Below are 18904 nucleotides of genomic sequence, written 5' to 3' on the forward strand. Positions count from 1 at the left end.
TGTCCTACGGTGCACGACGGCTTAGGTCAAAGGGTCAGCGGCGCAGGCTTCGCAGGGGACTGATCAATCGTTGGCACTCCTCCGCCTGCCCGTGTTTCCGTGGCGCAGGGCCGGAACTCCCCGGCACCCCCGCCACCTACTGAGAGTCGTCCCATGCGCTCCACCATCAACGCCCGCATCGCCGTCGTCGGCGCCGGCCTCGGCGGCCTCGCCTGTGCCCGCGTCCTGCACCGTCACAGCCGGTCGGTCACCGTCTTCGAACGCGAGGGCTCCGCCGACGCCCGCCCCCAGGGCGGCAGCCTCGACATCCATTCCGGTACCGGGCAGGTGGCATTGCGGGCGGCGGGTCTGCTCGACGGGTTCCGCGCTCTGGCCCGCCCGGAGAGCCAGGAGTGGCGCGTACTCGACCCCGCCACCGCAGCCGTCCTGCCCGTCCCGGGGCCACCCAGCCACGATGACGACAGCCCCGAGATCGACCGGGGCCAACTGCGCTCCCTCCTCCTGGACTCCCTGCCCGAGGGCACTGTTCGCTGGGGCCGCGCCGTGACCGCCGTCAGTCCGATCGGAGACGGCACCTGGCGGCTGCTGTTCGACGACGGGAGCGCGGAGGAGGCCGACCTGGTGATCGGCGCCGACGGTGCCTGGTCGCGCGTCCGCCCGTCGGTGTCCGACGCCACGCCCGCCTACAGCGGCGTCACCTTCATCGAGACCGGCTTCACCGCCCGCGACACCCGCCACCCGGCGCTGGCCACCCTCGTCGGCAACGGCACCATGCTGGCGACCACCGGCGGCACGGCCCTGCTGGCCCAGCGCAACGGCGACGGCCACATCCGCGTCTACGTCGCCTTCCGTGCTCCGCAGGACTGGCACGCGGCGGCGGGTGTGTCACTCGACGACGTCGAAGCCGTACGCGCGCACCTGGTGAACCTGCTCGACGGCTGGGACGGGAGCCTGCTCGACTTCGTACGTCACAGCGAGGGCGGATTCATCGCCCGGCCCGTGTCCGTCCTGCCCGTCCCGCACACCTGGGAGCACGTGCCCGGCATCACCCTGCTGGGCGACGCCGCGCACCTGATGCCGCCCGTGGGCCTCGGCGCGAACCTCGCCATGCTCGACGGCAGCGAGCTGGCCCACGCCCTCATCGCCGAGACGAGCATCGAGGACGCCGTCCTGGCCTACGAGAACACCATGCTTCCCCGCTCCGCCCAAGCCGCCCGGGACTGTGCGGAAGCACTGGACGACATCCTTCCGCGGTAGGGCAGGAGATCGCCGACCGCGCCCGCGAGGCCGGCTTACCAGGACCGCCGGACCACCGACGCCACCCACCGGAACGCGGCCGGCCCACCGCCCGGCCCCTCTACACGCACTCGACCGCGCCGGCCTCCACACCGTCGCCGACGACGACCACCAGGCCGTCCGCGACCCCACACTCGAATGTCGCGTCGGCCGCACCGCCGGTGACGAGCCCGGCCGCCCGCGCCCTCACGGGCGGGCGGCCGGGCGTCCTGGCGTGGTTTCGCGGACGGTCAGTCCGTCTCCGCGCCGCGGTGGCGACGGCGTAGCCGGAGGTAGAGGCCGGCCGCGCCGCCGGCCAGTACGGCGGCTCCGACCGCCGACAGCTGCCACGACGTCGGGAACGGCTGATCGGCCGAGGTCGGCGAGGTCAGCGAGGTCAGCGGCGCCCGCGTCTCGGACGCTCCGGGTTGTGGCTGGAGCGGCGTTCCGGAGGGTGCTTGGGCCGCGGAGCCGGTGCCGTCGAACAGCCCGAACCCTCCGGCGAGCCCGTTGCGGTCGTAACCGGATCCGGGGAGCTTGTCCGCGTACCGGCCGGTCACCAGCTTCTGGTAGGCGGCCAGCGGGAGGCTCTGCTTGCCGCCGAGGCCCGTGGTCGCCTCGGTGTTGAGCGGCTCGACGTCGCCGCTCGCGGTGAGCCGGTACCAGGCGTGGATCTGCGGCTCGGTGAAGGTGCGGGCGCCGGTGGTGGCGCGTTCGGCGAGTGTGAGTTCGTTGTCGCCGTCGCGGATGCCGGCGAGCCGCCAGCCGCTGCCCTTGCCCGGCGGGGCGAGCAGCACGGCGGCCTGGTGACCGTCGGCCGCGCTGACCCGCGAGGCGAGGTAGGAGAGCCTGAGCGCGGTCTGCGGTGTCGGCTGGGCCTTGCCCTTCACGAAGTCCACCGACAGCTCGTACATCGGAACCGGGTCCTTGAGCTCGAACGGCGGTGGCGCGGCGGCCGCGTTCGGGGCGATCGGCCGAGCGCCCGTGCTACCGCCGTCGGCGCCAGTCCCGGAACTGGTCCCGGTGCCGGGACCGCCGCCGGGCGAGGCCGCCGTCCGCGCGGCGCCGAGGAAACGGGAGACGGTGTCGTGCGTCTGGCCGGAGCGCAGCACCTGCTGGGCGGAGCCGTAGTCGGGGACGTCGCTCCCGTCGTCGGCCCGGGCGGTCGTGGTGGCGGCGCCGACGCTCATGAGCGCGGCGGCGGTGAGGGCAACCACCTTCGGTGTCCACATGGCTGGTTGTCTCCTCATGCGTGGATGCCGACCCGTGAGTGGGTCCACTGGAACGAGCCGTTGTCGACGTAGGTGTTGAAGTTCCACCAGGTGTACGTCTGGGTGCTGGGCCAAGGATCACCCACCGCGATCATGTTGCTGGTGCTGTCGTAGCCGTAGATGACGTTCATGTGCCCGCCCCCCGAGGTCCAGCCGATGCGCACCGCGAACGGCCGCCCGTTGGCTATCTCGTTGGTGACCTCGCTGAACGAGGCGTTGCGGTTCAGGTCGTAGCCGCCGTTGCGGAAGCCCATGGCGGACAGGGCGTTGGCCATGTCGTCCAGCGTGGCGGGCCGGTCGTTGCAGTCGAGCCAGCGACCGCGCTGGGCGAGTCGGCAGAAGTCGTACTGGTTGTACTGGTTGTAGCCCCAGTAGGTGGCGATCGTCAGGCCGGAGGCGTCCCAGCACCACTCGTCCTGGACCTGCTTCTGCATGGTGATGTCGAGCGCCGTCCAGCTGGTGGGGCGGGTGGAGCTGCAGACCGGGAGGTTCCCGGTGTCCTCACTGATGAAGGCGTCGGCGATGTAGTAGGCGCCGGTCCAGATCCAGCGGTTGTTGTTCTCGACGGTGTCCCCCGTGGTGCGGCAGATCATCGGAACGCGGTCGCCCGGCACGGCCTGGCCGGAGATCCGGGCCGAAACCGAGGCCAGCACACGTTCGTTGATGGTGCTGAACCTGCCCTGTCCGCCGATGACGGTTCCCTTGACCAGGCCCGCCTGGGCCACGGCGCCGATACCCAGCGCGGCCGCGCCGGCCAGTGCGACCGCGATCCCCGACACGGCCCAGCGGCGCGATTTCCTGCGGTGTCTGTTCATGCGTCAGATCTCACTCCCCGTTAGGTGAATCCGAATGTCGAGGAGTGTGGCAGAGCTGCACCGGAACCGGAACGGACAAGTCCGGGCCGCCCCCGGGCTACACGCATAGACGGACGGCGGACTGAAAGTCAAAAAGCGCTGAACGAAGGCAACTTGGCGAACATCGTCCCGACCGACCCAATCCGCTGTTATCTCATTGTTATCCGCGCGAATCATCTTTCACCCTGTGAAATTTCACAGGGTGAGTGCAATGTTACTCACGATGAGGGATTCAGAAGCCGGGATTCTGGAATCCTAAGAAGCGCTTATGCGGGCCCGCTCACGTGTGGTGCCACCTCGCTCGCGCCCCGGGCGGGACCAGGCGAAACCACCGTGGCAGAGGTGGCCGACCGGAGCGTGCCCGACGGGACGCGAAAGGACGCCTGCGGCATGATCACCCACAGGTGTTCCGGTCGCACCGGCCGGAAGCCAGGGTGCCGGTCGCGCCGCTCAGGGCGCGGACGGCAGCCACGGGATCTCCGACCGCGCGTACCGGTACGCCCGGAAGACGGCGTTCTGCGCCCCGCCGGAGGACTCCAGTCCGACGCCCTCGCCGAACGAGCCGAAGTGCGGGACGACGTACTCCCAGACCACCTCGCCCTCGGCGGTGACCTCGAAGATCCGGCCGAACGAGCCCTCCGCGATCAGGGTGTTGCCGTTGGGCAGCCGCTGGGCGCTGGACATGTACGGGCTGTAGAAGTTCTGCGGCGGGTCGTCGCGGTACTCCCAGACGACGCCACGGCTGGCGCGGTCGACCTCGATCACCCGCGAGTACGGCACCGAAGTCCCCCGGCGGTAGGAGCCGTTGTCGAAGACGAGGATGTTGCCGTTGCCGAGCTCGTGCGGGTAGTGCTGCTGGGCGAGGACGTCGGGGCCGAGCCTCCAGGTCACGTCACCGGTCGCGCGGTCGATGACCACCGTTGTCGAGGCGCTGCGGAAGCCCACCATGACGGAGCCGTCGGCGAGTTCGTTGACGGTGTTGGCCATCGGCCAGTGCTCGCGGGCGTAGTGGGAGTCGAGGACGATCTCCTCCGGGTCGAGGTGCTCGGCGGCGGCCCAGCGCCAGACGACCTCACCGTCCCAGGTCATCTCGTACACCGCATCGCCCCAGATCCTCCCGCCGGGAGCCTCGGATCCGGGGATGCCGCCGCGGATCCGGGCGGCGAACCCGGCGGGCAGGGGCTCGACGGCGAGCAGCAGCAGGTTGCCGTTGGGCAGCAGTTCGGCGTCGTGGTGGTGGAAGGGGTGCCCGGTCTCGCGGAGCACCGTACCGTCAGGTGCCACCTGGAGGAACGCACCCCCGTGGTAGACGGCCCAGATCGGGAAGAGCGGCTCGGACTGCGGGGCTTTTTTGCCCTGGTAGAAGAGTGTGCCGTCGGGCAGCAGCCGGGCGTGGCGTCCGGGCGGGTACGGCAGGGTCCACCGGTGCCGCTCGTTCCCGTCGAGGTCGATCAGGAAGGCCTCGCCGGGGCCGGCGATCGGGGTGATCAGGGTGAGGCCGTGGAAGGCCCGGTCGCGGTCGAGTGCGCGCAGGCCGGTGCCTCGACGGCGCAGGGTGTTCTGGTCGATCACGGGTCTCTCCGGTGGGGTGCGCAGAATATTGATGTCATCAATATGACTCCTGGACGTTGCCGCGATGTTGCGGCGGCATGAAACCTCCGGGGAGGGCCCCCGGAGCGGGCTGCGATACTGACGGACATGGCAGCTCCGGACCCGCGCGAGACGGGCCCCTCACCCGAGGCGGCGGCCGTCGGCGCCGCGATCCGCCGTCGGCGCAAGGCCCTCGGCATCCGGATGGTCGACCTGGCCGCGGCCGCCGGACTCTCCCAGCCGTTCCTGAGCCAGCTGGAACGGGGCCTCGCCACGCCGAGCCTGGGCTCGATCTACCGGATCGCCGAGTCGCTGGACTGCCCGCCCGGCGCCTTCCTGCGCGCCCGGTCCGGTGACGGCCCGGTCGCGCACCAGACCGATCCTCAGGTCGTCCAGGTCACCGAGGGCGGGGGCCAGACGGCGGAGGTGCTGATCCCCGGCGGGGCGAGCGACACCATGGAGGCCTACCGGCATCACTTCGTCCCCGGAGAGCCCGAACGCGGGTGGTTCGAGCACCCGGGCGAGGACTTCCTCTACGTCCTCCAGGGCGAGGTCATCCTGGAACTGCGCGGTGAGCAGCCCGTGTTGCTGCGCCAGGGCGAGAGCGCGCACCACCGGGGCGACATCCCGCACCGCTGCCGGCCGGCCGGTGGCAGCGAGGGGCGAACGCTGCTCGTCGTCTCGTCCGGCGCCCACTCCTGAGCGCTGCTCGTCCTCCCGCCCGACCGCCCGTCCTGAGCACTGCTCCTCGTCCCGTCCGGCCGGGCGGGTCGACTTCCCGTCCGGCCTCCAGCGCTGAGCGGTCGTGAGGTCCACGATGCGGACCCCGTTGACGCCGGCCACGCGGGCGGGCTAGCTTCCCCGACATGCAGCAGCGCCCCATCACCCTGTCGACTCGCGGTCACATCGACCTCCTGCGGGTCTGTACCGCTGCCTGTCGCTCCTGCTGAGCGCCTCCCGCTTCCCACGGCCCCGCTGAACCGACGGGTCCGTACGGTCCCCCGCCCCTGCGCGCGGAGCCCGACCGCCTTCCGTCCTGAGGCGGCGGCGCAGCTCTCGACACCTCGGCCCGCCCGGCGCCCGTGCTGCCGCACGGCGTCACTGCCGGGCGCCCGACCGTCGTCGATGCATGCCCCCAGGCCGCCCCTTCCCTTCACCCGGGCCGCATCCGCCCGAGGAGCCGCCATGCCCGTCGAAACCGACGCACTGCCCGTGGCCGTCACCGCCACCATCCCGCCACCCGAACTCGTCGCCGTCGACCACCGTGGCAGGCGCCGCCGTCTGCCCCGCTGGGTGCGGCGTTCCGCCGCGCCGGTCCTGCTGCTGGCCCTGTGGCAGGCACTGGGCACGACCGGAGTGCTCCCGGCGCAGGCCCTGCCCCCTCCGAGCACCGTCCTGGCCAAGGCGGCCGCGATGACCGCGGACGGCACGCTGCCCTCCGCCATGGCTGTCTCGCTGCAGCGCGTGCTCTACGGGCTGACGCTCGGCGGCCTGGCCGGAATCGCACTGGCCCTGGCGTCGGGCCTGTCCCGGCTCGGCGAGGACCTGGTCGACCCGATCGTGCAGATGGTTCGCACCGTCCCGTTCATCGGGCTGATCCCGCTGCTCATCATCTGGGTCGGCATCGGTGAGGCGCCCAAGGTGGTGCTGATCGCGCTGGGGGTCGGTTTCAACCTCTACCTGAACGTCCACGCGGGGATCCGCAGCGTGGACAACGCCCTGGTCGAGACCGGCGAGACCCTCGGCCTGACCCGCCGTCAGCAGATCCGGCACATCGTCCTGCCCGGTGCGCTGCCCGGGCTGATGACCGGCCTGCGGTACGCGTTCACCGTCTCCTGGCTGGCCCTGGTCTTCGGCGAGACGATCAACGCCGACAACGGCATCGGCTTCCTGATGAACCAGGCCCGCGAGTTCCTCCAGACCGACGTCATCGTCCTCTGCCTCCTGGTCTACGCCCTGCTCGGCCTGGCCGCCGACCTCATCGTCCGTACGCTGGAAAGGATTCTGCTGCCGTGGCGACCGACCTTCAGCGGCACGTGACCACCGCCGTGGACGGGCCCGCCGTCCTGGTCCGCGCCCTGCGACGCTTCTTCGGCCCCGACACCGTCCTCGACGGACTCGACCTGCGCATCGAACCGGGCCAGTTCACCGTCCTGCTCGGGGCGAGCGGCTGCGGGAAGAGCACCCTGCTCAGGGTCCTCGCCGGTCTGGACCGGGAGGTCACCGGCGAGGTCCTGGTCCCCCGCCGCCGGGCGGTGGCCTTCCAGGCGCCGCGGCTGATGCCGTGGAAGAAGGTCTGGCGCAACGTCGTGCTGGGCCTGCCTGGCCGGCCCGACCGGGCGCTCGCCGAGCGCGTGCTCGACGAGGTCGGCCTCCGGCACCGGGCCGACGCCTGGCCCAAGACCCTGTCCGGCGGCGAGGCGCAGCGGGCATCGCTGGCCCGCGCGCTGGTGCGCGAACCCGAACTCCTCCTGCTGGACGAGCCGTTCGGCGCGCTGGACGCGCTCACCCGGCTGGCCGCGCAACGGCTGGTCGGAGCGGTGTGGGAGCGCCGCCGGTGCGCGGTCCTGCTGGTCACCCACGACGTCGAGGAAGCCGCCCTGCTCGCCGACCGGGTGCTGGTGATGCGCGCCGGAACGATCGTCCACGACGAGCTGGTCGACCTGCCGAGGCCGCGCGAGGCCACCGACCCCGCCGTGACCGCCCTGCGCGGCTCGCTGCTCGCGGAACTCGGCGTCAGCTCCTCCTGATCCGCCTACAGAAGGAACGATCCATGCCTGGCCTCTCCCGTCGCGGTGCCGTCGCCGCCGCCCTCGCCCCCGCCCTGCTCGCCGCCCTGGCGTCCTGCGCGTCCTCCCCGTCGGCCCCCGCGGGGAGCGGACCCGCACGGACCCTGAGAGTGGGCGACCAGAAGGGGGGTGCCGCCCAGGCCCTGCTGGACGCCTCGGGGCAGGGCAAAGGGCTCCCCTACACCATCAGCTGGGCCTCCTTCACGTCCGGACCGCCGATGCTGGAGGCGATCGGCGCCGGCTCGGTGGACATCGGCGCGGTGGGCAACACGCCTCCGGTATTCGCCGGATCGGCCCACCGGCCGGTCAAGGTCGTCGGCGCGCTGCGCTCCTCGGAGGCCGGGGACGCGGTCCTGCTGCCCAAGGGCTCCGCACTGGCCGACGTGTCCTCGCTCAAGGGGAGGACCATCGCGGTCGCACAGGGCAGCTCCGCGCACAACACGCTGGTCACACTGCTGCTCAAGGCCGGCCTCAGCCCCGCCGACGTGCACCTGAGCTACCTCCAACCGCCCGACGCACTGGCCGCGTTCACCTCCGGCAAGGTGGACGCGTGGGCGGTATGGGATCCGTACACCGCGATCGCCGAGAAGGCCGGCGGGCACATCCTGGCCACCGGCGAGCAGGTCTCCGCCGGGCTCGCCTTCCAGGTGGCCTCCGACAGCGCACTGGGCGACCCGGCCCGGAGCGGGCTGGTCGGCGACTACCTGCGGAGGGTGGGCGCCGCCTGGCGCTGGGCGGCCTCGCACCAGGAGCAGTGGGCCCAGGCGTGGTCCGGGGAAGCGGGCATCCCGTACGACGTCGCCCTCGCCTCGGTGCGCCGCACCCAGTCGACCTCGTTCGAAGTGGCCCTCGACGACGACGCCGTCCGGTCCGAACAGCAGATCGTCGAGACCTTCGCCGGACAGAAGCTGATCCCCGCCTCCTTCGCCTTCGCGGACTTCACCGACCGCCGGTACAACGCCGGCCTCCCCCCGTCCACCAGCCGGACCGCCCCCGCCAACTGAGCCACCCCGGAGCGTCGAACGATGAACGTCCACCTGCACTGGTTCCTGCCCACCGGCGGGGACGGCCGAGGCCTGGTCGACCGCCACGCCTACGCCGGCAACTTCACCGACCGGGGCGCGAGTGCGCCCCCGGGCCGGGCCGCGGCGGCCGTCCGCCGGCCCGACATCGAGTACCTCGCGCAGATCGCCAAGGCCGCCGACCGGCTCGGCTTCGAGGCGGTCCTCACCCCGACCGGCACCTGGTGCGAGGACGCCTGGCTCACCACCGCCCTCCTGGCCCACGAGACCGAGCACCTCAAGTTCCTGGTCGCCTTCCGCCCCGGCCTGATCTCCCCCACCCTGGCCGCCCAGATGGCCGCCACCTACCAGCGGGCCACCGGTGGCCGGCTCCTGCTGAACGTGGTGACCGGCGGCGACGCCGAGGAACAGGCCCGCTTCGGGGACCACCTGGACCACGACGGCCGCTACGCCCGGACCGACGAGTTCCTCACCGTGGTGCGCGGCGCCTGGAGCGGAACGCCGTACGACTTCGACGGCACCCACTACCGGGTCACGGGCGCCCACGTGCCCGTGCCGCCGGCGCCCGCGGTCCCGATCTTCTTCGGCGGCTCCTCGGCGGCCGCCGGGCCGGTCGCCGCCAAGCACGCCGACGTCTACCTGACCTGGGGCGAACCGCCGGCGCAGGTCAAGGAGAAGATCGACTGGATCCGGCGGCTCGCCGGCGCCGAGGGGCGCGAGGTCCGCTTCGGCATCCGGCTGCACACCATCTCCCGCGACTCCTCCCGTCACGCCTGGCAGGAGACCGAACGTCTCCTGGACGACATCGGCGACGCCGAGGTGGCACGCGCCCAGCAACTGCTCGGACGCAGTGAGTCGGTGGGCCAGCAGCGGATGCTGGCGCTCCACCAGGGGTCGCGGGACGCGCTGGAGATCCGTCCCAACCTGTGGGCCGGCGTCGGTCTGGTCCGCGGCGGCGCGGGCACCGCCCTGGTGGGCAGCCACGAGGAGGTCGCCGACCGGATCGAGGAGTACCACGACCTCGGCATCGACCACTTCGTCCTCTCCGGCTACCCGCACCTGGAGGAGGCCTACTGGTTCGGCGAAGGCGTCCGCCCCGTCCTCCAGGCCCGCGGACTGGTCGGACCGCCGCCGCTTGAGCCCTGACCTCCTCGGTCCGGAGGCCCGGGCCAGCCCGCGGGGCGCTCCTGGTCAGGGCAACTGGGTGGTGCCGTAGGTCTGGGCGACGAAGTTGAAGCGCAGCCTGAACTGGGTGCCCCAGTTCTCGCCCCACTGGGCGGACAGCGGCTGCCGCCACCACTTCATCCGCGTCTGGGGGAAGCGCTCCTGTTCGGTCGGCTGCGGATCGCCGAGGTACAGCGCGTGGGCGTTCCAGCCGAGCCCGCGCGCTCCCTCGACCCGCTCGTTCACATCGTTGGAGGACATCATGGTCAGGGCGGTCACCACGTGGTCGAAGGGCATTCCCCGCCCCTGCAACGACGGGATGATCCCCGCCGCGTGAGCCAGGCTCTCGATGAGTTCGATGTGCGCCTGCCCGTCCTCGGCCACCCGGATCACCAGGGTGAAGCCGTGGCCCGCGTACTCGATGCGGAACACCGACTGCAGACCTTGCGTCCAGGCCTCGGTGATCGAGTCCGTCAGTGTGCGCACCGCGGCCTGGAACTCCTGGATGTCGGCGGCCTTCTCCGGGTTGGGGCCCTGGGCGGGCGGGTTCGTGGCGGGATCGGACAGCACCGGGAACAGGTCGTGGGCGGTGGGGAAGCACGCCGCGTACTCGATCGGGTCCTTGAGGTTGCTGTCCAGGATCTGCGGCGCGATCTCGTGTGCCCCCATCGGGTCGTAGGCGGGATCGAGCAGGGCGTTGAGCACGTTTTCGGGCGTGGTGCCGACGGCGGCGGCCAGCTCCGTGATCTGTGGTTCGAACTGCTGGATCGACTGCGAGATGGTGCTGCCCAGGGTCTGCTCAGGGGCCCGCTGCACGGTGCCGGCGCCCGTCGGGGAAGAGTACTCGCGTGCCGCTTGCTCCTGTTCGCCCTCCCCCGCCGTCTGCCGCGGCGCCGGAGCCCGCATGACGCGGTGGGCGTTGGCTTCGGCAGCCCGCTCGAAGCGGTCACCCGGATCGGAGACCCTCAGCCCGGATCCGTTGGCGGTGCCGGCCACGGGACCCTGGCGCTGCTGGATGACATGCGTGAGTTCGTGGGCAAGGGTGTGCCTGTCCGCTCCGCCGTCGCCGATGACGACGTGGCTGCCGCTGGTGTAGGCGCGGGCGCCGACTTCGGCGGCCGAGGCCTTGGCGGCGGCGTCGTTGTGGATCCGGACGTCGGAGAAGTCGGCGCCGAGCCGCGCCTCCATGTCAGCCCGGATTGCGTCGTCCAGAGGGCGGCCCGGGCTGCGGAGTACGGCGTGGACGGCGGACCGCTGCAGCGCGGGTGCGGCCTGCTCGTTCTCCTGATGCCCGCGGTCGGCCGAGTGCCGGTGCCGGTCCTGGCCCTGGGTACGGGGACGTCGGGCCTGACGGAGCATCTGCACGACTGCGGCGTTGCCCACGGCGGCCTGGAGCGCGAGCAGGCCGGGCGCTGTGCTCGCTGGGCCGGGTGTCCGGGTCGGGACGCGCCCCGGCTCCCGCTGACGGCCTCGGTCGGCTGAGGTGCGATCTGGTTCGTGGGCGCGCATCGTAGCCTTCCGGGACGGCACTTGCAGGTCACCACCTTGATACGCCAAGGCCGCCCGAGGGATCCAGGTCGCCGAGGGCACGATTTCCTGCCCTGGCGGACACTTGCGGGGCCGCAGGGCCGAAGTTCGCCGGTCCTTGGGGAGTCCAGCCTGCCGGTGACCTCGTGCGCCCGGGCGGCGCCTGTGAGAGCGACTCGCCGAGCCTTCCACGCCCCGACCGGCGAAGACCGGACCGATCGCCGTACCGCTGCCGACCCCGGCCTACCGCCGCAACCACGAGCCGCGCGGGATTGTCCCGCTGGGGGAAACGATGGCAGCGGCCGAATCACGAACTCTGCACGCGGTATCAGCACAGGATGCTGCACCGCCTCGCCCGGCCTGGAGTCCGCGTCGACAGGTCATCGTCCTCGGTGCGGCCTGCGCTCTCCCCTCGTTGGCCTCCGTAGCCATCGGCAGCGCCGTCCACGCTGACGGGGAGCAGCGACGACGGTGGGCCTTCCCACGGCCTCGGGGGCGCGCGAAGGCGGCCTGCTGGGCCGGCTGCCGTGTTCGTTCTGACCGGCCCGGGGCGAAGAGCTGACCGGGTGATGCTCGTGGGGGCCCGGCAGCGGGTCTGCCGGGCCCTGTTCGGTCAGTGGGTGTCGGTGCGCAGTTCGAGGCGAGTGCCGTCGCGAAGGGTGATCGACATCAGGTCGCTGGGTGCGTCCAGTTCCAGACGGTGCCAGCGGCCGCGGGGGACGATCGCGGCGGTGCCTGCCCGCAACTGCACCATGTCCTCGGTGCCGCCGGGGGAGGTGGGGCGGAAGTAGAGGCGGATGCCGCCGGTCAGGCAGCACACCGCTTCCTCGGCCTGCGGGTGCATCTCCCAGTGGTCGGCGTGGACGTCGGCGTCGGTCTCCACGTGGAACGTGGCGATCTGCCAGGCGCCGGAGTTGCTGCTCGTCATCTGCCGTTCGACGGCTCGGACGTCGCCGTCGGGGTGGAAGTGCAGTGCCGAGGCGAACAGGTCGATGGGGGAGCTGGGTGTCGTCGTCATGACGGTGTTCCTTCCAGTCGGTTGTCGGCGGGTCGCGGGTCGGGTGTTTCGCCCCGGCGACGGGGTAGCGTGCCGAGGGCCACGACCGCCGCGAGCACGAAGAGGACGGCGGCGATGGCCAGGCCCAGGGCGTAGCCGTTGTCGAGTGCGGCGGGATCGGTGGCCGTGCCGGTGTGGTGTGCGGCGATGGTGGCCAGGGCGGCGAGGCCGACGCAGCCGCCGAGTTGGCGGGAGCTGTTGAAGAGGCCGGAGGCCGTGCCGGCCTCGCCGGGGGTGACGCCGGTGGTCGCGGCGGTGGCGACGGGGGCCAGCACCAGTCCGGTACCGATGCTGGTGACGAGGGACGGGCCGAGTACGTCGATGAGGAAACTGCCGCCGGGTCTGATGTGCGCGAACCAGGCCAGGCCCGCGGCGGCCAGCAGGGCACCAGGCACGAGCGATGCGCGAGGTGTGCGGACGGCGGTGATGCGCGTGGCGGCGATGGTGCCCGCGACCACGCCCGCGGAGAACGGAAGGAACGCGGCGCCGGTCGCTGCGGCACCCATGCCCAGGACCTGCTGCATGTACAGGGATACGAAATAGAAGGCTGTGAACTGCCCGGCTGCGGCCAGGAACACCAGCACGTTCGCGCCGGCGACCCAGCGACTGCGCAGAAGATGGAGGCCGAGCAGCGGTGCGGAGACCCTTGATTCGGCGAAGGCGAAGGCGGCCAGCAGCGCGGCCGCGGTGGCGAGGGTCGCCACCGTGGCCGGGGAACCCCAGCCGAGGCTGTCGGTGCGGACGACACCGAACACGAGCAGTCCGACTCCGCTGGTCGCCAGGGCGGCACCCAGCACGTCCAGCCTCTCGTGTCGGGCGGGCTGTGCTTCGGCGGGCACACCTGTGAGAACCAGCGCGAGAGCCGCCGCCACGATGGGCAGGTTGATCAGCATGACCCAGCGCCAGCCCGCGTACTCGGTCAGCAGTCCGCCCACCAGCACGCCCAGCGCGCCGCCTGCGGCGTTCACCGCGCTCCATACCCCGAGTGCGCGGACGCGCTGAAAACCTTCGGTGAAGGTGGTGGTGAGCATCGCCAGCGCGGCCGGCGCGGCGGCGGCGGCGCCCAGGCCTTGCCCGGCGCGGGCGGCGATCAGTTGCCAGGGCGCCTGGGCCAGTCCGCCCGCCAGCGAGCACAGCCCGAAAACGGCCAAGCCCAGCACGAACAGTCGGCGCTGGCCGTACAGATCGCAGGCGCGGCCACCCAGGAGCAGCAAGCCTCCGAACGTGAGCGCGTAGAGGTGCACGACCCACGACAGGTCGAGCGGCGCGAATCCCAGCGCGGTGCGGATCGCGGGCAGTGCGACGTTGACCACCGACATGTCCAGGGCGAGGACGAACTGGGCGACGGCCGCTGCCGCCAGCACCGCTCCGGGCCGCCTCGGTAAGTTTTTGTACATGTAAGGAAAGTAGCGCGAAGGGATCGCCGCTGTCGACACCTGCGGGATGATGGGAGGCATGCCGCAACCGTCCGCCCCGCGCAGAACCACCGGTCGACCTCCCCGCATCTCCCTTGAGGAGGTCATCGGGACAGCCCGCCGGATCGTGGCCGAGGAAGGCGTGAACCGGATGACCATGCGTCGGCTGGCCACAGAGATCGGCAGTACGCCGATGGCGCTCTACCACCACGTCCGCAACAAGGAAGACCTGCTCGTCCTCCTGCTGGACGACTACGCCACGCGGACCCTGCGCCGACCCGAACTGCCCGCACACCCCCGCGAGCGGGTCGTCGCCGCAGCAGCCGCGATCCACGATGCGCTCGCCGCCTGCCCCTGGATCACGGAGGTGCTGACCGCCGACGACCTGATGTCCACGTCCGCACTGTGGTTCGTCGAGCAGATCGTCGACGGCCTGGCCGAATGCGGCCTCTCCCCCGACCGAGCCGTACACGGTTATCGCGCGATCTGGTACTACACCGCCGGAGAGATCATGGTCCGGACGACAGCGGCCCGCCGCCGCGCAGACGATGACCGTGCGACCTACCGGGAACGAGTCTTCGCCGATCTCGACCCGGGCGAGCTTCCCCGCTTGGCACAGGTCGCGGACCGCTGGGCGTCGCTGACCGCCGAGGACACCTACCTGGAGGGGCTCCGCGCCCTGGTGGACGGCCTCCTCGCCACCCGCTGACGGACCGCCGACGCCGATGAACGCGTCCGGCCCCAACCTGCCCAGGGTCCATCGACACCCCGTCACGGCGCAGCGCCGGGCCACGGGCCACCGTGCAGGCAAGCCCGGACCGGCGGTGAGGCGTCCGTGTTCCGCCGCCGAGAACGCATCGGAGCTCCGCCGGGCCGTGCCGGTCGTCGACGGCCCCGCCGAGGATCGCGCCCGCCCGGTTCGGGGCTCCGTTCGTTCGCTGCCCGCTACCGGGCCCGGGGGCCTGGGGCGGGCGGGGTACGCGGTCGCAGGCGCTCTCCCTGCGGCCCGAACATGACCAGGTACTCGACCGGGCCGCCGGGGCCGGAGTTCGCGACCCCGTGGGGCCGGCGGGTGTCGAACTCGGCGACGTCTCCGGCTCTCAGAGGGCGGTACGCGAAGGTTTGCCCGATTTCTCCCTGTCTCGGGATTGACGTGCAGGGCAGGGCAGTCAACGGGGGCCTGCCACTGCCCTCGCGCCCTGGGATCGAAACGGAATGCTGTCGCAGTCAGGGCTCTGCGCCATACTGCGGCCATGAGTGAGGAATCGGCACGGCTGGCGCGAGCCCTCGTTGAGTTCCGTGAAGCCGAAGGTATCTCGGAGCGCGAGCTCGCACGACGTACCTGGCTGAGTCACGCGACGATCAGGACCTTCGAACGGGACCATGGGGACCTGCCCACTCCGACCGTTGCTCGCAGGTTCGAGGAAGTCCTCGGGTGGGCTCCGGGGAGCATCAAGGCCACGCCACCCGAGGCGACGGGCCTTGAGTCATCGGCCGATTCGGGCTCAGACCTCGAGTAGGCGGGGTGGTCAGGGCTGCTTGCCGGACGGCCATGGTCGTGGCAGGGCGAACAGGCCCGGTTCTGGCTCGGCCAGGATGTTGCGCCCGGTCAGGCGCTTGAGCTTCAAACGGACGTTGTTGATGTTGTTCGGAGCCGGGTCCAGGTCCATCGCCTCGCACACGCCCCGTGCCCGTAGCGGACCGTCTGCCTGGGCGAACACCGCCATGATTTCCTGGTAGGCCGCCCCGTCCGGCAGCTTCGGGGCGGACGCCGACGGCGCGGGCGGGTCCGGGTCGGGCAGCTCCAGCAGCGTCTTGCGGGTGATCCGCACTTCCTCGGCGGCCCGGCCGAGCTCGTCCAGCACGGCGGTGAGCCGCGTGATCTGCTCACGGGTCTCTTCGGCCTGCTCGGCGATCTCCCGCTCGCGCTCCTCCAGACGTACCAGCACCGCCCCCAGGGTCAGCTCCCCATTGGTCACGCGCCGCGCCATGACGTCGCGCTGCCGGTCAGCCGACGTGCCATCACATCGCTTATCGCCCAGTAGACCCGGGACTCGGCCGAGGCGGGACGGTGCTCGTAGTCGCGTACCAGCCGCCGGTGCAGCATCAAGATCCCGTTGGTCTGCTCCACCCGCCAGCGGATCGGCTGCGGGACGAACCCGGCATCGGCCGGATTGCGCTCGACGACTTCGACGTCGATGCCCACCTGCTCCCCGTGGTCCACGACGGTCTTCTTGAACCCCTGGTCCACCAGAGCCTTCGTCACGGTGGCGTCACTACCTGCTGCGACCTTGTCGAGCAGAGCGGTGCCGAAGGCGTTGTCGTGGACGGAGGCAGCCAGCACCACCACGGCGATCACCAGGCCCAGCACGTCCACAGCGAGTCCCCGCTTGCGGCCGGGCACCTTCTTCGCCGCATCGCGTCCCGTCGTCTCGGCCGGCACCCCGGCCGCGGCGTGCAGGCTCTGGGTGTCGAGCACCACCAGGCTGGGGTCGGCTAATCGGCCCCTCTTCTCGCGGACCTGCCAGCGCAGCAGGTCGTGAATGACCTGGTCGGTGCCGTCATTGCGCCACGTGTAGAAGTAGTACTTCACCGCGCCAGCGGGTGGCAGGTCGTGCGGGAGGTAGTCCCACTGGCAGCCGGTCCGGGACTGGTAGAGCAGGGCATTGACGATCTCCCGCATCTCGTAGCGGCCCTCGTGGCCGCTGACCGAGCGATGCTGGACCTTCCACGAGGTGATCACTGGCTCGATCAGCGCCCAGCGTTCGTCGGATAAGTCGCTCTTGTAGGGCTTGCGGTCACTCACGCAGTCACCTCAGCACGGCGCCAGCCCCCTGACCGGCCGGAAGCGGCAAGGCCACACGTTTAGGCGACGACAGAACGGACTTAATCTCTCATTCCGCCCTCTCAGGACGAGGTCCTGGTCGCCGAGGGCGAGCCACAGCCGCCCGTACAGGACGCACAGCCGTTCCCAGCCGTCGTGGGAGACCTGCCGGGGCCGCGCGGGCGGCTCCTGAACGGCGGGCAGGACGTGCTTGTGGACTGCAGGCCCCCGACGTACCGGGTCAGCGGCAGCACCGCCTTGTCGTCGCCGGAGCTCCGGAGCACGGAAGTGCGCCCGGCGCCGGGGGTGGCGGGGGCGGTGGGCGCGCCGGCGGCCAGTTCGTCCAGGGAGACGCCGTACTCCTTCGACAGGTGCAGCAGCACCTCCAGGGTGGGCTTTCGCCGGCCCGTCTCGATCCGCGACAGCGTGCTCGGGGAGATGCCGGTCGCGCGGCTGACGTCGGTGAGCGTGACGCCCCGCTGCTCGCGGGCGGTCCGCAGCCGGGGGCCCGTCGTCGCCAGCGTGTCGGCCACCTCGTCACCCGTCACCCGCTCCAGCCCTTCCGAACGCCTCGCTCCGTCGTCCTGTCCGGCGAGTTTGCCAAACCGGCAAGGCTGATCGCCTCGGCGGGCAGCCACGCCGCATGATCGACGGGCAGCCACGTCCGCCGCGAACCCAGGAGAAGCCCCATGCCGTCCGAGCCGTCCGCCGCACTCCGCCACCGCACCGTCAGGACTCCTGCCGGACGCCTGCACCTGGTCGAGCAGGGCACCGGTCCGCTGGTCCTGCTCGTGCACGGCTTCCCCGAGTCCTGGTACTCCTGGCGCCACCAGCTCCCGGCTCTCGCCGCGGCCGGCTACCGGGCGGTGGCGGTCGACGTGCGGGGCTACGGCCGGTCCTCCAAGCCGGAGGCGACCCACGCCTACCGGCTGCTCGACCTGGTGGAGGACAACGTCGCCGTCGTGCGCGCCCTCGGCGAGGAGAACGCGGTGGTCGTCGGCCACGACTGGGGCGCCAACATCGCCGCCACCTCCGCCCTACTCCACCCCGAAACCTTCCGCGCCGTCGCCCTGCTGAGCGTCCCCTACGCGCCGCCCGGCGGCCCCCGCCCCACCGACCTCTTCGACCAGGTCGGCGGCCCTGAACAGGAGTTCTACGTCTCGTACTTCCAGGAGCCCGGCCGCGCCGAGGCGGAGATCGAGCCCGACGTCAGGGGCTGGCTCGCGGGCTTCTACGCCGCCCTGTCCGCCGACACCATGCCCGCCCCGGGCGAGCCCGACCCGCACTTCGTCACCCACGGCCACAAGCTGCGTGACCGTTTTCCCGCCGACGTCCTCCCGGCCTGGCTGACCGAGGACGACCTCGACGTCTACGCCGGGGAGTTCGAGCGCACCGGCCTGACCGGCGCCCTCAACCGCTACCGCAACATGGACCGCGACTGGGAAGACCTCGCCCCCCACCGCGGAGCCCCGATCAGGCAGCCCTCCCTGTTCATCGGCGGCGCCCTGGATGCCTCCACCACCTGGATGTCCGACGCCATCGACGCCTACCCCACCACCCTCCCCGGCCTGACCGCCTCCCACGTCCTGGACGCCTGCGGCCACTGGATCCAACAGGAACGCCCCCACGAGGTCAACGACCTGCTGACCGACTGGCTCGCCGCCTTCCAGCGCTGAACCGGGCCGGTGCCAGGGGCCCGCGATTTCCACCGCAGTCGCGCGCAGATCCGGAGTGCCGCCTACGCCCTGACCGGCTCGGCCGTCGGGTGCCTGGCGCGGAAGAACGCCGAGGACACGCTGTTCGCGTTCGTCGTGGCGCCTACAGCGACCCCGGGCAGTACGACCAGGAGATCATGACCGCGACCGGCCGGACGAAGGAGCAGTTCCAGGCCGACTGGGTCTCCTGCGTCGGCTCCGTCGTCCCCGGGTCCGCTGACGCGACTCCCCGGGGGCTGGTCTGGAGACGGCACGGGGGCCCGGGCCGCGCGGTTGCGCGGGCCCGGGCCCTGGCGGGTTGCCCCAGTGGTCCCTGTCCGGCCCCCGAGGCACGGGGGGAGCCGGATGGCCGGCTCAGTACCAGTGGTGGTTCTGCCAGAACGCCCAGGCGGCGTTGGGGC

General features: G+C 71.7%; 17 protein-coding genes and 2 pseudogenes. 9 read left to right on the top strand and 10 right to left on the bottom strand.

The window, feature by feature from the left end; genetic code table 11:
* Positions 1 to 153: 153 nt before the first annotated feature.
* A complete protein-coding gene (locus tag ACFV1W_RS24190) occupies positions 154 to 1257 on the top strand; it encodes an FAD-dependent oxidoreductase (RefSeq protein WP_380419311.1) in 1104 nt (367 codons plus the stop codon).
* Between the two features lie 269 nt (positions 1258 to 1526).
* Here the strand turns inward: ACFV1W_RS24190 and ACFV1W_RS24195 are convergent, their stop codons facing one another.
* From ACFV1W_RS24195 to ACFV1W_RS24205, 3 genes are all read right to left on the bottom strand, one after another.
* On the bottom strand, positions 1527 to 2507 hold the full coding sequence (locus ACFV1W_RS24195) for a hypothetical protein (protein ID WP_380419312.1): 981 nt from the start codon (positions 2505 to 2507) through the stop codon (positions 1527 to 1529).
* Positions 2508 to 2521: 14 nt separating this feature from the next.
* Positions 2522 to 3361 carry a papain-like cysteine protease family protein gene (locus ACFV1W_RS24200; protein ID WP_380419313.1) on the bottom strand — a complete coding sequence of 280 codons (840 nt, stop codon included), beginning with the start codon at positions 3359 to 3361 and terminating at the stop codon, positions 2522 to 2524.
* Positions 3362 to 3850: 489 nt separating this feature from the next.
* Complete coding sequence (locus ACFV1W_RS24205; protein ID WP_380419329.1) at positions 3851 to 4969, bottom strand: aryl-sulfate sulfotransferase; 1119 nt, start codon at positions 4967 to 4969, stop codon at positions 3851 to 3853.
* Positions 4970 to 5098: 129 nt separating this feature from the next.
* On the opposite strand from ACFV1W_RS24205, the gene ACFV1W_RS24210 reads away from it, so the two are divergent.
* From ACFV1W_RS24210 to ACFV1W_RS24230, 5 genes are all read left to right on the top strand, one after another.
* A complete protein-coding gene (locus ACFV1W_RS24210; RefSeq protein ID WP_380419314.1) occupies positions 5099 to 5692 on the top strand; it encodes a helix-turn-helix domain-containing protein in 594 nt (197 codons plus the stop codon).
* 483 nt (positions 5693 to 6175) lie between these two features.
* Positions 6176 to 7030 carry an ABC transporter permease gene (locus ACFV1W_RS24215; protein ID WP_380419315.1) on the top strand — a complete coding sequence of 285 codons (855 nt, stop codon included), beginning with the start codon at positions 6176 to 6178 and terminating at the stop codon, positions 7028 to 7030.
* Positions 7003 to 7740: an ABC transporter ATP-binding protein gene (locus ACFV1W_RS24220; RefSeq protein ID WP_380419316.1), complete on the top strand. Its 738-nt coding sequence runs from the start codon at positions 7003 to 7005 to the stop codon at positions 7738 to 7740. Before ACFV1W_RS24215 ends, ACFV1W_RS24220 begins: the two co-directional genes overlap by 28 nt.
* Before the next feature lie 23 nt (positions 7741 to 7763).
* Positions 7764 to 8783, top strand: coding sequence for an ABC transporter substrate-binding protein (locus ACFV1W_RS24225; protein ID WP_380419317.1), 1020 nt, complete (start codon positions 7764 to 7766; stop codon positions 8781 to 8783).
* A 21-nt stretch (positions 8784 to 8804) separates the two neighbouring features.
* Entirely contained in the window at positions 8805 to 9947 is a 1143-nt protein-coding gene (locus ACFV1W_RS24230; protein WP_380419318.1) for an LLM class flavin-dependent oxidoreductase, read from the top strand.
* Between the two features lie 45 nt (positions 9948 to 9992).
* Here the strand turns inward: ACFV1W_RS24230 and ACFV1W_RS24235 are convergent, their stop codons facing one another.
* The 3 genes from ACFV1W_RS24235 to ACFV1W_RS24245 form a co-directional block, all read right to left on the bottom strand.
* Positions 9993 to 11324, bottom strand: coding sequence for a DUF4157 domain-containing protein (locus ACFV1W_RS24235; RefSeq protein ID WP_380419330.1), 1332 nt, complete (start codon positions 11322 to 11324; stop codon positions 9993 to 9995).
* A gap of 781 nt (positions 11325 to 12105) precedes the next feature.
* Positions 12106 to 12510, bottom strand: a complete 405-nt coding sequence (locus ACFV1W_RS24240; RefSeq protein WP_380419319.1) for a cupin — start codon at positions 12508 to 12510, stop codon at positions 12106 to 12108.
* Positions 12507 to 13946, bottom strand: coding sequence for an MFS transporter (locus ACFV1W_RS24245; protein ID WP_380419320.1), 1440 nt, complete (start codon positions 13944 to 13946; stop codon positions 12507 to 12509). Before ACFV1W_RS24245 ends, ACFV1W_RS24240 begins: the two co-directional genes overlap by 4 nt.
* Positions 13947 to 14004: 58 nt before the next feature.
* Between ACFV1W_RS24245 and ACFV1W_RS24250 the strand changes: the two genes are divergently transcribed.
* Positions 14005 to 14673, top strand: coding sequence for a TetR/AcrR family transcriptional regulator (locus ACFV1W_RS24250; protein WP_380419321.1), 669 nt, complete (start codon positions 14005 to 14007; stop codon positions 14671 to 14673).
* A gap of 236 nt (positions 14674 to 14909) precedes the next feature.
* Here the strand turns inward: ACFV1W_RS24250 and ACFV1W_RS24255 are convergent.
* A pseudogene (locus tag ACFV1W_RS24255) lies at positions 14910 to 15068 on the bottom strand (transcriptional regulator); the annotation flags it as partial.
* Positions 15069 to 15217: 149 nt separating this feature from the next.
* Here ACFV1W_RS24255 and ACFV1W_RS24260 point away from each other — a divergent pair.
* A complete protein-coding gene (locus ACFV1W_RS24260; RefSeq protein ID WP_380419322.1) occupies positions 15218 to 15484 on the top strand; it encodes a multiprotein-bridging factor 1 family protein in 267 nt (88 codons plus the stop codon).
* Between the two features lie 9 nt (positions 15485 to 15493).
* Here ACFV1W_RS24260 and ACFV1W_RS24265 read toward each other — a convergent pair whose 3' ends face one another.
* The 3 genes and pseudogenes from ACFV1W_RS24265 to ACFV1W_RS24275 form a co-directional block, all read right to left on the bottom strand.
* A complete protein-coding gene (locus ACFV1W_RS24265; RefSeq protein ID WP_380419323.1) occupies positions 15494 to 15943 on the bottom strand; it encodes a hypothetical protein in 450 nt (149 codons plus the stop codon).
* On the bottom strand, positions 15940 to 16770 hold the full coding sequence (locus ACFV1W_RS24270) for an IS5 family transposase (RefSeq protein WP_380419324.1): 831 nt from the start codon (positions 16768 to 16770) through the stop codon (positions 15940 to 15942). Before ACFV1W_RS24270 ends, ACFV1W_RS24265 begins: the two co-directional genes overlap by 4 nt.
* 102 nt (positions 16771 to 16872) lie before the next feature.
* A pseudogene (locus ACFV1W_RS24275) lies at positions 16873 to 17336 on the bottom strand (helix-turn-helix domain-containing protein); the annotation flags it as partial.
* Between the two features lie 141 nt (positions 17337 to 17477).
* Between ACFV1W_RS24275 and ACFV1W_RS24280 the strand changes: the two are divergent.
* Positions 17478 to 18464 carry an alpha/beta fold hydrolase gene (locus tag ACFV1W_RS24280; protein ID WP_380419325.1) on the top strand — a complete coding sequence of 329 codons (987 nt, stop codon included), beginning with the start codon at positions 17478 to 17480 and terminating at the stop codon, positions 18462 to 18464.
* The last annotated feature ends 440 nt before the right edge of the window (positions 18465 to 18904 follow it).

The organism is Kitasatospora sp. NPDC059648, assembly GCF_042734825.1.
Lineage (GTDB): Bacteria > Actinomycetota > Actinomycetes > Streptomycetales > Streptomycetaceae > Kitasatospora.